The 13,493-nt window shown below is 71.2% G+C and carries 14 protein-coding genes and 1 pseudogene; 10 read left to right on the top strand and 5 right to left on the bottom strand.

Translation table 11 applies throughout. The features are described 5' to 3' along the window. Positions 1–23 precede the first annotated feature (23 nt). The 3 genes from OG714_RS20480 to OG714_RS20470 form a co-directional block, all read right to left on the bottom strand. Complete coding sequence (locus OG714_RS20480) at positions 24–506, bottom strand: succinate dehydrogenase hydrophobic membrane anchor subunit (RefSeq protein WP_026150201.1); 483 nt, start codon at positions 504–506, stop codon at positions 24–26. Positions 507–511: 5 nt separating this feature from the next. Further along, complete coding sequence (gene sdhC, locus OG714_RS20475) at positions 512–892, bottom strand: succinate dehydrogenase, cytochrome b556 subunit (protein WP_078652359.1); 381 nt, start codon at positions 890–892, stop codon at positions 512–514. Positions 893–1,074: 182 nt separating this feature from the next. Next, positions 1,075–1,698, bottom strand: a complete 624-nt coding sequence (locus OG714_RS20470) for a 2-oxo-4-hydroxy-4-carboxy-5-ureidoimidazoline decarboxylase (protein WP_406122926.1) — start codon at positions 1,696–1,698, stop codon at positions 1,075–1,077. Positions 1,699–1,900: 202 nt separating this feature from the next. Here OG714_RS20470 and OG714_RS20465 point away from each other — a divergent pair, with 202 nt between their 5' ends. The 5 genes from OG714_RS20465 to OG714_RS20445 all read left to right on the top strand — a co-directional run bounded on the left by OG714_RS20465 (position 1,901) and on the right by OG714_RS20445 (position 7,184). Then, positions 1,901–3,538: a beta-N-acetylhexosaminidase gene (locus tag OG714_RS20465; protein WP_406131888.1), complete on the top strand. Its 1,638-nt coding sequence runs from the start codon at positions 1,901–1,903 to the stop codon at positions 3,536–3,538. Between the two features lie 108 nt (positions 3,539–3,646). Beyond that, a complete protein-coding gene (locus OG714_RS20460; protein ID WP_406122924.1) occupies positions 3,647–4,318 on the top strand; it encodes a DUF4328 domain-containing protein in 672 nt (223 codons plus the stop codon). A gap of 156 nt (positions 4,319–4,474) precedes the next feature. Next, the gene (locus OG714_RS20455; RefSeq protein WP_406122922.1) at positions 4,475–5,056 is read left to right on the top strand and encodes a hypothetical protein; all 582 of its coding nucleotides are present in this window, start codon (positions 4,475–4,477) and stop codon (positions 5,054–5,056) included. 135 nt (positions 5,057–5,191) lie between these two features. Beyond that, a complete protein-coding gene (locus tag OG714_RS20450; RefSeq protein ID WP_406122920.1) occupies positions 5,192–5,581 on the top strand; it encodes a hypothetical protein in 390 nt (129 codons plus the stop codon). A 127-nt stretch (positions 5,582–5,708) separates the two neighbouring features. Beyond that, positions 5,709–7,184 (top strand): MFS transporter, encoded by a 1,476-nt coding sequence (locus tag OG714_RS20445; protein WP_406122918.1) that lies wholly within the window; start codon positions 5,709–5,711, stop codon positions 7,182–7,184. Between the two features lie 23 nt (positions 7,185–7,207). On the opposite strand, the gene OG714_RS20440 is transcribed toward OG714_RS20445, so the two are convergent. Beyond that, positions 7,208–8,398, bottom strand: a complete 1,191-nt coding sequence (locus OG714_RS20440) for a Gfo/Idh/MocA family protein (RefSeq protein WP_406122916.1) — start codon at positions 8,396–8,398, stop codon at positions 7,208–7,210. Between the two features lie 256 nt (positions 8,399–8,654). Here OG714_RS20440 and OG714_RS20435 point away from each other — a divergent pair, with 256 nt between their 5' ends. Next, positions 8,655–9,278, top strand: coding sequence for an RNA polymerase sigma factor (locus OG714_RS20435; protein ID WP_406122914.1), 624 nt, complete (start codon positions 8,655–8,657; stop codon positions 9,276–9,278). A gap of 305 nt (positions 9,279–9,583) precedes the next feature. Then, positions 9,584–9,801: pseudogene (locus OG714_RS20430) on the top strand (Tn3 family transposase); the annotation flags it as partial. A gap of 65 nt (positions 9,802–9,866) precedes the next feature. On the opposite strand, the gene OG714_RS20425 reads toward OG714_RS20430, so the two are convergent. After that, positions 9,867–10,343, bottom strand: a complete 477-nt coding sequence (locus OG714_RS20425) for a MarR family winged helix-turn-helix transcriptional regulator (protein ID WP_406122911.1) — start codon at positions 10,341–10,343, stop codon at positions 9,867–9,869. Between the two features lie 68 nt (positions 10,344–10,411). Here OG714_RS20425 and OG714_RS20420 point away from each other — a divergent pair, with 68 nt between their 5' ends. The 3 genes from OG714_RS20420 to OG714_RS20410 all read left to right on the top strand — a co-directional run bounded on the left by OG714_RS20420 (position 10,412) and on the right by OG714_RS20410 (position 13,460). After that, complete coding sequence (locus tag OG714_RS20420; protein ID WP_406122909.1) at positions 10,412–11,335, top strand: alpha/beta hydrolase; 924 nt, start codon at positions 10,412–10,414, stop codon at positions 11,333–11,335. Positions 11,336–11,664: 329 nt separating this feature from the next. Beyond that, positions 11,665–12,327, top strand: a complete 663-nt coding sequence (locus OG714_RS20415; RefSeq protein ID WP_406122907.1) for an RNA polymerase sigma factor — start codon at positions 11,665–11,667, stop codon at positions 12,325–12,327. Continuing rightward, positions 12,327–13,460 carry a hypothetical protein gene (locus OG714_RS20410; protein ID WP_406122905.1) on the top strand — a complete coding sequence of 378 codons (1,134 nt, stop codon included), beginning with the start codon at positions 12,327–12,329 and terminating at the stop codon, positions 13,458–13,460. Before OG714_RS20415 ends, OG714_RS20410 begins: the two co-directional genes overlap by 1 nt. The last annotated feature ends 33 nt before the right edge of the window (positions 13,461–13,493 follow it).

Raw genomic sequence — 13,493 nt, 5'->3', positions numbered from 1 at the left:
CCTCAGTCCCTCAGCCCGATGGCCTAGCGGATGTTCGGGTCGAAGGTGAAGATCACCAGCGTGCCCAGCAGGATGGTGAACACCGTGGCGGTGTAGAGCAGGCCCTTGAGCCACAGCCGGGTGTTCGCGCGCTCCGCGTAGTCGTTGATGACCGTGCGCAGGCCGTTGGCGCCGTGCAGCATCGCCAGCCAGAGCATCAGCAGGTCCCAGACCTGCCAGAACGGCGAGGCCCAGCGGCCGGCCACGAAGGCGAAGCCGATCTTGGAGACACCGCCGTCCAGCACGAGCTGGATCAGCAGGTGGCCGAGGACCAGGACGACCAGCACGACACCGGACAGGCGCATGAAGAGCCAGCCGTACATCTCGAAGTTGCCCCGGGTCGACTTCGGGGTCTTCTTGGTGCGCTTGCGGGGGGCCTCGATGAGGGGCGCGGGGTTGTCCACGGTGTAGACGGACGCGCTCTCCACCGGGCCGATGCCCGACGCTGCGGTTTCAGTCGTAGACATCTGCGTCAGCTCCCGAACAGAACACGAGCGGCGTGGCCGAGCACGGGGTAGATCGCCCCGAGCATGAGCACGAGCCACAGGCCGACGACGGACCAGAGCATCTGCTTCTGGTAGCGCGGGCCCTTCGACCAGAAGTCGACGGCGATGACGCGCAGGCCGTTGAGGGCGTGGAAGAGGATCGCGGCGACGAGGCCGTACTCCAGCAGTGCCACGATCGGCGTCTTGTAGGTGGCTACGACCTTGTCGTAGTCCTCGGGGGAGACACGCACAAGAGCGGTGTCCAGCACGTGTACGAACAGGAAGAAGAAGATGAGGACGCCGGTGACTCGATGAGCCACCCAGGACCACATTCCTTCCCGGCCGCGGTACAGCGTTCCAGCCGGCACGGAAGAACCCTCCGGGAGCGGGGATTTAGGGCCGCGCCGGCTTCTCTGTCGGTCGGGCCCGGCCGGGTACGGTCCACCGGCCCTCAGCATCGTATCCAGGCGCTGACGCGGGTCTTACGGCGGGCCTGCTGGTGTGATCAAAATGGCACGCAAAGGTGCGCGTATGGGCTAGTTTCGGGCGGCTAATGGGTGGGGGGTTCGTGTTGTTTGCCGGGTGCGGGCCGAATATGGCTGGTCGCGCCGTTCCCCGCGCCCCTAAGGGCAACCCTCAACCGTCCTCTTGCCAGGCGCCGCAACTCCTCCGCCACCACCACCCGCTCCTCCTCCGGGTCGTTCGTCAAGCGTGACCGGATGCCTGCCAGGACGTGGTCCAGGACCTCGTCCGGGGCGATGCCGTCCGGGCAGATGACGAACACGTGGCCGAAGCGGGCCTCGTACGCCGCGTGGGCCGCGTCGAGGGCCATGTGGGCGGCCTCGTAGGTGTCGGCCGGGAGGACCGGCAGTGACTCGCCCGCCAAGGCCTCCGCCAGGTCCCCCGGTGTCAGGTCGTACGCCGCCTCGTCGGATGCGGCGAGTAGGGCGTCCAGGTCGGGGTAGGGGCGGTGGTCGGTGAGGCGGCGGGACCAGCGGAGGCTGTGGAGGCAGGTGAGGAGGGTGTGCCGGGCGTCCTCGGGGGACGCCGCGTTGAACCCCGCCAGCGAATTCGGGGACTGTGAGGTGCGGGACTGCTCGGGCAGCGCCGGTATGGCCACTCGGCCGGGGAGGTGGGGGAGGCGGTGCGCAGGCAGTGTGGATCCTCGCGTCACGGAACGGTGCGGCAGGGGATGCGGAGATGAAGAGTGAGAAGTGCGTCACCACGTTATCGGGAGTGGTCATGAGGTGTCCGACGGGTGCCCGAATTTCACCCGGACGGGAGAGTTTCGGAACGCGTGGTGGACACCCGCGATCCACCCGGGGCCGTAGGTTGGCGCCGTGAGCCAGCACAGGCGCCGCTCGTCGGCGAAGCAGGTGAAGCCGTTGAAGCAGCGGCGGGGGCTGATCGCGGTCGCCGCGGCCACGGTGGTGGTCGGGGGCGGGGTGGGCCTCGGGCTGTGGGCCGCGTCCGGGAACGAGGGCGGTTCCGGGGGCACGGCCGTCGGGTCCGCCGACGAGACCTCCGCCGCCTCGCGCGGCGCGGCCTCCCGTTCCGCGTCCCCGACACCGAGTCCGACCCGGTCGTATCCGCTGTCGCAGACCCCCCGCACCATTCCCGCCGTGCGCTCCCACACCCCCGCGCGCGGTCCCGGCTGGCGGCCCGCCAAGGGGGACCGGGTCGTCGTGGAGGACGCCGATCTCGTCGACGAGGGGCGGCTGATCGCCGGGGAGCTGGGGCTGACGTACGGCGGCGAGTCGAGTGACGTGCGGGCCGGGGACGTACGGCTGGCGCTGAACGACGACGAGGGCGCGAACCCGGAGTCGTACGCGATGACCGTGCGCGGCGGGCGGGTCACCATCAGCGGGCCCTCGGACGCGGGGGTGTTCTACGGCACCCGCACGCTCAAGCAGGAGGTGCACGGGGGCGGTACGGCGCCGGAGGGCGTCGTGCACGACCAACCGGCCAAGCCGCGGCGCGGGTTCATGCTGGACATCGCGCGCAAGCCGTTCACCGCGGCCTGGATCGAGGACCGGGTACGGGAGTTGGGCGACCTCAAGTTCAATGAGCTCGGGCTGCACTTCTCCGACGACCAGGGCTTCCGGATCGAGTCCACCAGTCATCCCGAGGTCGTGTCGAAGGATCACCTCACCAAGGCGCAGGTCAAGCGGATCGTCGACCTCGCGGCCAGTCGGCACATCACCGTCGTGCCCGAGATCGACTCGCCGGGGCACCTGGGCGCGGTGCTCGCCGCCCACCCGGATCTCCAGCTGCGGAACGTGTCGGGCGTCGCCACGCGCGGCGCGATCGACATCTCCAAGGACGCGTCCGCCGCGATCGTCGACGAACTCCTCGACGAGTACGCCGGGTTGTTCCCCGGTGACCAGTGGCACCTCGGCGGCGACGAGTACCAGGCGCTGACCGTCGCCAACCCCCAGGCGTCCTTCCCGCAGTTGGCGGCCGAGGCCACGAAGGCCTACGGCTCCGGCGGCACCGTCGCCGACCTCACCACCGGCTGGCTCAACGACCGCGCCGACACGGTCCGCAACCACGACCGCACGATGCGGGTGTGGAACGACGGCTTCTTCGCGGGTACGTCAGTGCAGGCCGCCAAGGATCTCCAGGTCGCGTACTGGACGGGCAAGGAGATCGGCGCCCGGCAGCCCGTCGCGTACCTGAGCGCGGGGCGCAAGGTCCTCAACTACAACGACGAGTACCTCTATTACGTCCTCGGCGAGCCGCAGACCTTCGTCTATCCGACGGGACGGCGGATCTACGAGCAGTGGACGCCGCGGGTGCTGCGCGGCACGACGGCGGTTCCCGCGAAGTACGACGGCCAGATCCTCGGCGGGTCGTTCGCGGTCTGGTGCGACCTCGCCAACTCCCAGACGCAGAACCAGGTCGCGGCGGGTATTCGTATGCCGCTGCGGGCCACGGTCCAGAAGCTGTGGGATCCGGGGACGCCCGCGCTGACCTGGGCGCAGTTCAAGTCCCTTGCGGACAAGGTGGGTTGAGCGGGGCGGTCGACGCGGCCGGAACGCCGTTGGACTTGAGGGACCGGTGGATCGTATGTTCCCCCTGCTTGTTCGCACTCGGGGGGTTGCTTCATCGTGTCCGTTCCCATGCCCATGCCCAGACCGGTGTCCCGTCTCCGCTCGCCGGTCGGCCTGGGCCGGGCCGCCGCCGCGCTGCTCGGGACCGTCATCGCGGCCGATCTGTTCGCCGTCTACGCCGGATTCAAGCTGTACGACGTGACGGGCGACCTCGTGGACGGCGCGTCCGGTAGTGCGGTGTTCGGGCGTGCGAACGCGGCGGAGTCGCTCGACTCGCTGGCCGGGAAGGCCCAGTCGGGCTCGATGCTCGTGTGCGTCATCGTGTATCTGTCCTGGTTCGTGCTGGTGCGCGGCAACGCCGGGGTGTTCGATCCTGCCGAGCAGAGCATGAAGCCCTGGTGGGCGGTCGTCGGGTGGTTCGTGCCGCTGCTGAACTTCTGGTACCCGCGCCGGATCGCCCTGGAGATCTGGGACGCCAGCAGCCCGGCGGGTGCCCGCAGATCGCATCTGCTGGTCAACGTCTGGTGGACGCTGTGGATCCTGTCGCTCCTTGTCGACCGGGTGAGCTACCTGGAGTACGGACAGGACGCCGGCTCCATCCAGGCGGCCGCCGGCCAGTCGATGATCTTCGACGCCCTCCATGTCGCGGCCGCGGCGTTCGCGATCCTCGTCGTCCTGCGGCTGACCCGCATGCAGCACGAGAAGGCGCTGGCGGGGCCGGGGATTCCGGTCGGGCTCTGAGCGCGTTCGGCCAGATGTCCGGCTGTTGGCCGAAAACCTCTTCTTCCGTTTTTTCTGCCTGCCCGGGGGTGTCCCGTGTGACACTCCCGGGGTGGGGCGCGCAGTCAGGGGAAACGCGGGTTCCATAGGGGAGGGGCCCCGCCGAGGGAGGTCTGGATGAGTCTGGTGGAACTGATCGCGCAGGCCGACGATCGCGCACTGGCCGCCGGTGGACTGGCTTGTTTGGATCGGTGCGTGCCGTTGTTGGGCGGCGACGACGAGGTGTTGCGGCCCTTGTGGACCAGCCTCGCCGACCCGGCCGTGGGGGAGACGTGGGGCGAGTGCCTGGAGCAGGCGCGGGCCAAGTTGCCCGGCCTTTTCGAGGAACCCGGTGAGGACCAAGCCGTGCGGCTCGCCCGCACGATGCTCGCGACCGCGCCGGCGGTTCCGGCCGGCACCGAGGTGCGGGAGTGGGCCGACGTCTGCTCGGTCGCCTCGCTGCGGATCCATCGACTCCTGGAGGTCATGGTCCCGGCCGGTGGTGCCGACGGCGACGACATCGACTCCCGCCGTGAGGGTCGTACGGACGGCATGTCGCCCCTCGTCGCCGCCGAACTGCGGCGCCAGGTCGGCGTCCTCGAACTGCTCGCCGGAACCGGGCCCGGCGTCGGCGGACTGCGTCAGGTGCTCGCGGTGTCGACGGAGGGGCGCCGGGTGCTCCGCGCGGTGGTCTCGCGCCGGGCGCGCGGGCGGAGTTGAGCGGGAGCCGAGCGCGAGGTCTGTGACCGTCGTGCGGTGGGGGTGGGGCGGTCCTGCGCCGGTCCGGGGAAATGCCCGGATCGGGGTGCCGGGACGCCCCGTGACTACGGTTTTCTCGGTGCGATGACACATGTGATGACAACGCGGGAGCACCGGCCCTCCGCCGCCGCGCGGCCCGTCCGGTGGGCGGCGGACGCGGTGGCGACGATGCGCGAGGGGGCCCGGGTGCGGCTCGACTACTCGGCGCAGAGCCTGTGGCGGGTCGACCGGATGATCGAGGAGATACGGCGGGACGGGGTGCCGTACGCCGCCATGGAGAGCGAGTTGCGCGGGTTCGGGGCGTATGCCGGTGAGGTGATCGCGCGGCAGACCGGCGGAGAGTGGTGGGCGAGCGGGGGTGAGCACTGGCTGCGTACGCCGGAGGGACGGTTGTGGGACCCCATCGACGAGGCGCGGCGGTGTTTCGGCGGGCACGGGTCGTTGCGGCTGCTGTGCCGGGACGCGGTGAACGGCGTGGGTGGGTAAGGGAGTTCGGCATCCGGCACGCGGCGGGGCCCGATCGGCAAAATCGGCGTAATAAGAGACGCTGGCGTTCCCAAGGGGCCGGGTGCGGGAGGACGATGAGGGCGATCGCCGGACCCGGGGAGGATCCATGGCCGAGAACCGTCGTTGGTGGGCGCTGGTCGTCATCGCGCTCGCGCAGTTGATGGTCGTCCTCGACATGACCATCGTCAACATCGCACTGCCGTCCGCCCAGACCGACCTCGGTATGTCGGACGGGAACCGGCAGTGGGTCATCACCGCGTACACCCTCGCGTTCGGCGGGCTGCTGCTGCTCGGTGGCCGGATCGCCGACCTCGCCGGGCGCAAGAACACCTTCATGATCGGGCTGATCGGCTTCGCCGCCGCGTCCGCGCTCGGCGGTGCCGCCGCCAACCAGGGCATGCTGTTCGGCGCCCGCGCGCTGCAAGGAGTCTTCGCCGCCCTGCTGGCCCCCTCCGCGCTCTCGCTGCTCACGACGACGTTCACCGATCCCAAGGACCGCAGCAAGGCCTTCGGCGTGTTCGGCGCAATCGTCGGCGCGGGCGCAGCAGTTGGGTTGCTGGCGGGCGGGTTCCTCACGCAGTACCTGGACTGGCGCTGGTGCCTCTACGTCAACGTGCCCATCGCGCTGGTGGCGTTCGCCGGTGCGTGGGTCCTGCTCAGCGACAGTGCCCGGCATCCCGAAGCGCATCTCGACATACCCGGCGCGCTCCTCGGCTCCCTCGGCATGCTCACGCTGGTGTACGGCTTCTCCGAGGCGGAGTCCCGGAGTTGGGGCGACGGTCTGGTGCTGACGCTGCTCGCCGCCGGGGTCGTACTGCTCGGCGCCTTCGGGTTCTGGCAGACGCGGGCGCGCGTTCCGCTGCTGCCGATGACGGTGGTGAAGGACCGTCAGCGGGTCGGCGCGTTCCTGACCATCCTGTTCGTCACCATCGGCATGTTCGGTGTGTTCCTCTTCCTCACTTACTACATGCAGCGCGTCCTCGGCTATTCGCCGGTGAAGACGGGCGTCGCCTATCTCCCCATCACCGTCGGCATGATCACCGGCTCGACCCAGATCGCGGCCCGGCTGCTGCACCGGGTACCGCCGCGCACCCTGATGGTCCCGGGCCTGCTCATCGCGGCGGGCGCGCTCGCGCTGATCGCCCAGGTCGGGGTGGAACCCGCGTACGCCACGTACATCCTGCCCGGCATGCTGATGCTCGGCCTCGGCATGGGTACGGCGATGATGACCTCGGTGTCCCTGGCCACCGGAGGCGTCGCCCCGCGCGACTCCGGCGCGGCCTCCGCCACCTTCAACACCGCCCAGCAGGTGGGCGGTTCGATCGGTACGGCCCTCCTCAACACGATCGCCGCCACGGTCACCACCCGCTACGCCACCGCCCACTCGGGCCCCGGCGCGAACCGGAAACTCCTGGAGGCGAAGGCCGCCGTACACGGCTTCAACGTCGCCACCTGGTGGGCGATGGCCTCGATCCTGCTGGCCGCCCTCATCGCGGGCGTCCTGGTGAACGCGGACCGGGTGCCCACACCGGGCACGGCGGAGAAGGAGGCCCCTCAACAGCCGGTGGAGACCTCCATCTAGGCCTACGACGCCGCCAACCTGCCCTACGACACCCGCACTTGACCGCGCTCGAAGTAGGCGACGAGGTCCGGATCGAGCGGCGGCACCTCACGCGGGGTGCCGCCGTCCCGCAGCGACTCGGTGGCCCCGGACCCCGCGGCCACCGCCATCCGCGCGGCGACGGGCGAGGTGTCGGTGCGCCCGCCGTGCCGTACGAAGCGTAGGAACTCGTCGATCAACAGCGGGTCGGCGCCGCCGTGTTCGCCGTCCTGGTCGGTGTCCGGGACCCGGTACTCGGCGTCGGCGTGCTCCCGGTATTCCGAGCGGCGGCTGTTCCACACCTTCACCACCGCGCCCGGCCCGTCGCCGAGGTTCTCCAGTCTCCCCGCGTCGCCGATGACGGTGTAGTTGCGCCAGTAGTCGGGGGTGAAGTGGCACTGCTGGTAGGCGGCCAACACCCCGTTGTCCAGGCGCATGTTGACCAACGACACGTCCTCGACGTCGATGACCGGGTTGAGCGCCCGCTGGGTGTGCGGCGGCCAGTGTCCGTCCTCGGTGTACCAGTCGGCGGTCTTCGGCTCGCCGGGCGCGCGCCGGTGCGGCAGGTCGCCGTAGACCAAGAGGTCGCCGAACGCCTGGACTTGGCGGGTGTAGCCGCCGGCCAGCCAGTGCACCACGTCGAGGTCGTGGGCCGCCTTCTGGAGCAACAAGCCTGTGCTGTAACGGCGTTCGGCGTGCCAGTCCTTGAAGTACCAGTCACCGCCGTAGCCGACGAAGTGCCGTACCCACACCGTTCTCACGGTGCCGATCGCGCCGCCCTCGACGAGGTCGCGCATCAGGCGGATCACCGGCATGTGGCGCATGTTGTGGCCGACGTAGAGGCGGGTGCCGGTCTCGTGGGCGGTGCGCAGGACGCGGTCGCAGCGTTCGACGGTGATGTCGAGCGGCTTCTCGACGAGGACGGGCCTGCCCGCGCGCAGCGCCTCGCAGGCGAGGTCGGCGTGGGTGTGGTCGGGGGTGAGGACGAGGATCGCGTCGATGTCGGGGGACGTGACAACTCCCCGGTGGTCGCTGGACGTCGAGGCGCCCGGGAAGTCGCGGGCCGCCGCCTCCCGGGCCGCCGGGTCGGGGTCCGCGAGGGCGCTGACGCGGGAGCCCGCGCCGGGGCGGTGGGCGACGCGGGCGAGGCTGCCGCGCAGGCCGTAGCCGAGGACACCGATACGGAGGTCGGACATGGGTCTCCTTCGTTCGCGGGGACGCCACGGGCGGACGTACACCGGGGCCAGAGGGACCGTGCCCCGTCGACGGGCCGGAGATGTGCCGGGCGGGCCACGGGCTGTGACGTTTCTGTGAGGGGCGGCGCTGATGGCGATGGGGGGTGCGGGGGATCGCTGCACGGGGGTGCGGGGGTGCGTCGCGCTTGCACGGACGGCGGGGAACTGCCGCCCGGACATGGATACTTCGCGCACTCGGTACGGACGAGGACAGTCCTTGGGCAAGACAGGCGAGCCCCGGCGCGGGCACGCGCACGACGGGGAACTGGGCGCGGCCGTCGCGCGGGCCCAGGAGGGCGACGACGGCGCTTTCGCGGTCGCGTACCGGATCGTGCAGCCCGGGCTGCTCGGGTATCTGCGCGGGCTCGTCGGCGACGAGGCCGAAGACGTGGCGTCCGACGCGTGGCTGGAGATCGCCCGCGACCTCGGCCGGTTCCGCGGCGACGGGGCGGGCTTCCGCGGCTGGACGGCGACCATCGCCCGGCACCGGGCACTCGACCACCTGCGGCGGCAGCGGGTACGTCCCAGACCGGCGACGCTCGAACAGGACGTACTCGAACTGCCCGGCCCGCACAGCACCCACGACCAGGCGCTGGAGTCCCTCTCCACGGAGTACGCGCTCGGGTTGGTGCGGGGGTTGCCGCAGGATCAGGCCGAGGCGGTGCTGCTGCGGGTGGTCGTTGGGCTCGACGGGCCTGGCGCGGCCCGGGTGTTGGGGAAACGGCCGGGTGCGGTACGGACGGCCGCGTATCGGGGGTTGAAGCGGCTGGCGCGCGAACTGGGCGCGGCGGAAAGCGCGGCGGAAGGCGTGCGGGAAAGGGATGGAGACGGACATGGCTGAACGTGACATGGGCCTTCCGGGTCCCCCGAGTCTTCCCGGTCCCTCGGGTCTCCCTGGCCTGCCGAGTCTGCTGGGCGCGGCTCTCCGCGAGGGTGACGTGGACGGCGAGGCCGAGCGGCGGGCGGTGGCGGCGTTCAGGGCGGCGCGGGACGCGGGGGTTCGGGCGGGGCCGACGCGTAGTCAGGATGACTGGCGGCCGCGGGGGAGCGGCGCGCAGTAAGGGCCGTCCTGGTCCGAGCCGGGGCCGATGGTGTGGATCACCTTGGCCCGCTGGATGAGGCCCGTTCGCCCTCGCTGCCATGACGGCGGACATTCTGTGCCACGGCGAGCGCGGCTCCATCCACCCGGCGTACCGCGACGGCGTGGAGGGCCGGCTCGGCGCGCTCGGCCCGGTCCTCGACGCCGTGGTGCTGTGGAACACGCGCTACCGGACGCCGCCGTCGCCCAGCTCCGCACCGAGGGCCACGACATCAAGGATGAAGACGTAGCCCGGCCCTCCCCGCTCAAGGACCGGCGCATCAACCCCCGTGCACCCCGTGCACTCTGTGCAGGCCGGGCGTCGCTGCCCGGGGGTCGAGGCGGTGGCCGTCAGCCTGTGGGTGTGCCGACCTGGTCGCGTTCGAGTGCGGAGCGCAGCTGCGAGAGGGCCTGTGCGGCGGCCGACGCCGAGGAACTGTCGAGAGTGCCTCCGATCAGCTCGGCCAGTGCACCGGTGAAGGTCTTCTCCGCCGCGTCTACTAGCTGCGAGCCGTCGTTGGTCAGGGACAGGAGCGAGGACCGGCGATCGGACGGATTCGGCTGCCGGACCGCCCATCCCTGCTTCTCCAGGCGGTCGACGGTCTTGCTGCTCGCGCCGATGCCGATGGCGAACACGGCGGCAAGGTCCGCCACGCGGGACTCCGGGTGGTCGCGCAGGTAACGCAGGGCCTCGAACTGCGAGGTGACGATGCCGTGCCGCTCACGGAGACGGTCGTTGAGGGCGTTGTACAGGCGCGTCTCGCATCGGACCAGGTCGTCGAAGAAGCCCGGGAGGCCGACCGTCTCACCGCTCGCTTTGGATGCCACGGCATATAGTCTACGTTAGATGCCGTGGAATATAGTTCCGCGGAATGTATTTGTGAGGGAGTGAGCGCATGAGTAAGGAACAGCGCGCGCGGATCGACGCGATGCTGCGGCAGCCGCGGCCTGAGGGTCCCCGGTCGGTCGAGGCGATCCGAGCCGGATTCGAGGTGCTGATGGCCCAGATGATCGTGCCCGCCGGCATCCGCACCGCGCGGACGACTCTCGGCAACCGGCCCGCACTGCATGTCGAGCCCGACAACGGACCGCACGCCGGGACGATCCTGTACTTCCACGGTGGCGGATGGGTGTACGGCTCCCCCGAAAGCGCGCTGTCGCTGACGGGACACCTCGTGGCCAGGACCGGCTTCGGGGCGTACTCGCTGGACTACCGGCTTGCCCCCGAGCACCCGTTCCCGGCCGCGATCGAAGACACACTGAGCGCCTACCGCGCTCTCCTGGACAGCGGTCGGGACCCTTCGGCCATCGCGTTCGCCGGGGACTCCGCCGGCGGCGGCCTCGCCGTCACGACCTGTCTGGCCGCCCGCGACGCGGGCCTCCCGCTGCCCGCCGCCATCGTGACGTTCTCCCCGGGCCTCGACGCCACCCGCACGGGCAGGAGCATGGACACGAAGGAAGGCATCGACCCGATCCTCACCCGCGAGTCCGTGGAACACACCGGAGCCATGTACCTCGCCGGACAGGACCCGCACCAGCCGATGCTCAGCCCGGCAGTCCTCGCCGACCTGACCGGCTTCCCCCCGATGCTCATCCAGGTGGGCACGAACGAGATCATGCTGGACGACTCCACGCGCCTGGCCGCGCGTGCGAGGGCGGCCGGAGTGGACGTCGTCCTGGACATCACCGGCGACGTGCCGCACGTGTTCCAGTCGTTCGCCGGCATCCTGGACGAGGCCGACGAGGCACTGGACCGCGCGGCCTTCTTCCTCGGTCAGCGCATCCGCGCCGGGGGCACGGCACCCACGTCAGCAGCGTAGGGACGTCTCCGGCCTCACTCGGGCTATGACCTCCGCCCCGGGCCTCGCGCGCCATTCCCGGCGATGGCCAGGCATCGCCGCAGGGCATAGCCGAAAACCGCGGAGACGGCCGGGGCCGCCACCCCCCACAGGAGAGGCCCCGGCCGTCGCGCTGTACGGGCCGCGCGGCGGCCCGTACTTTTTACAGCGCCGTGCGAGCGTTTTCTGTCACACCGTGGGGCCGAACCAAGTAGTTGCACCTTGTACGGACATGGACGAGGAACAGTTTCAGGTCGTAACGTGCCTTTCGCGCCGGAGTGCGGACGCGACCAACAAATTCGAGGGACCACGTGCTGGGGGACGACGCGGAGCTGACCGCCGCGGTGCTTGCGGCACAGGACGGGGACGAGACCGCGTTCCGGACTGTGTACCGCACGGTGCACCCACGGTTGCTCGGATACGTACGGACGCTGGTCGGCGATCCGGACGCGGAGGACGTCGCGTCCGAGGCCTGGCTGCAGATCGCCCGTGACCTGGCCCGGTTCAGCGGGGACGCGGACCGCTTCCGGGGATGGGCGGCCCGGATCGCCCGCAACCGCGCCCTGGACCACATACGGATGCGCGGCCGCCGCCCCGCGATAGGCGGCGACGAGTCCGAACTCACCGGCCGCGCCGCCGACTCCGACACCGCCGGCGAGGCCATCGAGGCGCTGGCCACCGACAACACCCTCTCCCTCATCGCCCAACTGCCGCAGGACCAGGCCGAAGCCGTCGTCCTGCGGGTGGTCATGGGCCTCGACGCCAAGACCGCCGCGGAGACCCTCGGCAAGCGGCCCGGCGCCGTCCGTACGGCCGCGCACCGCGGTCTGAAGCGGCTCGCGGAGCTGCTCGGCGGCGACCCGGAATCGGCCGCGGCGCTCGACGCCCTCCCGCCCCAGCGAGACCCGCGCGACCGCGCGGTGACGTCCGCCACTGTGACGCATACGCGCGCGCGGACGCAGAAGGACATGTGATGGCCGACGAGGACTACAGATGGCTGGACCGCGAGACCGCCGAGCGTCTGCTGCACGGCGAGTCCGTGGAAGCCGTCGATCCGGCCGCCCGCGAACAGGCCGAACGGCTCGCCAAGACCCTCGGCGCGCTGTCCGTGGACCACTCGCTGGGCAAGGTCGAACTCCCGGGCGAGGACGCCGCGTTGGCCGCCTTCAGGGCGGTCCGCACCGGCAACGATGTCGAGCGGGCGACCCTCGGCAGGCGCGGCCGTCCGCACTCCTCCGACGCCGGGCTCGTCCGGCTCGGGCGGCCCGTCTCGACCGGCCCCGGCCCCCGCTGGGCTCGGCCCGTGCGGTTCGGGCTGACCGCCGCGCTCGGCGTCGGCATGCTCGGCGGGGTCGCGGTCGCGGCCGCCACGGGAGTCCTCCCGACGCCGTTCCACGACGACCCGGCGCCCGCCGCCTCGATCTCCGCGGCCGTGACGCCCCCCGACCGCACCCTCGTCTCGCCCTCGCCGAGCGGCACCGGCGGCCCGGGTACGCCCACGACGGGCGGCGGCGGTTCCGACGGCTCCTCCGGCGAGGCCGCCGGGAGCGGCACGAACCCCACGCCCTCCGCGGGTTCCGGTGACGGCAAGTCCTTCGGCTCCGGCGGCTGGTGGAGCGGTGTCACCTCGTCCTGCCGTGCCGTGCGCGACGGCAAGCCGCTGGCCCCCGGCCGCAAGCGCACCCTGGAGGGTGCGGCGGGCGGTACGTCCCACGTGTGGACGTACTGCAAGGGTCTCCTTGAGCGCGCCGGCTCCGGTACCGACACGGACGAAAAGGGCGCCGGCGGCAAGGGCACCGGCAACGGCAGCGGCATCGGCAAGAACGGTGGCGCGCAGGGCGGCGACCAGAACGATTCGGACGAGCAGGTCGGCGGTCAGGGCGGTGGCGGCGACGGGCACATAGCCCCGATCGCACCGGGCGGCAGCGGCGGCAGCGGCGGCAGTGGCAGCGGCGGCAGCGGTGGCGGTCGCAACGACAACGACGCCTCCGGCGCCTCGGTCCTCACCCCGCTCATCCGGCCGCAGTCGGCCTCCACCCCGGTCCCGTCGCACACCACCACCGCCCGGCAGACCCCGTCGCCGAGTCCGACGTACAGCGCGCTCTGAGCGCTGTGAGTTGATCGCACGCCGCTGACCTGC

Source organism: Streptomyces sp. NBC_00989 (genome assembly GCF_045162655.1).
GTDB lineage: Bacteria > Actinomycetota > Actinomycetes > Streptomycetales > Streptomycetaceae > Streptomyces.
The sequence above is the reverse complement of the archived record's forward strand: the minus strand, read 5'-3'. Positions and strand labels throughout refer to the sequence as shown.

Bases quoted from the DNA above. Each gene is read 5' to 3' on its own strand.
- OG714_RS20480 (WP_026150201.1), bottom strand. From the start codon at position 506: ATGTCTACGACTGAAACCGCAGCGTCGGGCATCGGCCCGGTGGAGAGC.
- OG714_RS20460 (WP_406122924.1), top strand. From the start codon at position 3,647: ATGCCCATGCCCAGACCGGTGTCCCGTCTCCGCTCGCCGGTCGGCCTG.
- OG714_RS20455 (WP_406122922.1), top strand. From the start codon at position 4,475: ATGAGTCTGGTGGAACTGATCGCGCAGGCCGACGATCGCGCACTGGCC.
- OG714_RS20450 (WP_406122920.1), top strand. From the start codon at position 5,192: ATGACAACGCGGGAGCACCGGCCCTCCGCCGCCGCGCGGCCCGTCCGG.
- OG714_RS20445 (WP_406122918.1), top strand. From the start codon at position 5,709: ATGGCCGAGAACCGTCGTTGGTGGGCGCTGGTCGTCATCGCGCTCGCG.
- OG714_RS20440 (WP_406122916.1), bottom strand. From the start codon at position 8,398: ATGTCCGACCTCCGTATCGGTGTCCTCGGCTACGGCCTGCGCGGCAGC.
- OG714_RS20420 (WP_406122909.1), top strand. From the start codon at position 10,412: ATGAGTAAGGAACAGCGCGCGCGGATCGACGCGATGCTGCGGCAGCCG.
- OG714_RS20410 (WP_406122905.1), top strand. From the start codon at position 12,327: ATGGCCGACGAGGACTACAGATGGCTGGACCGCGAGACCGCCGAGCGT.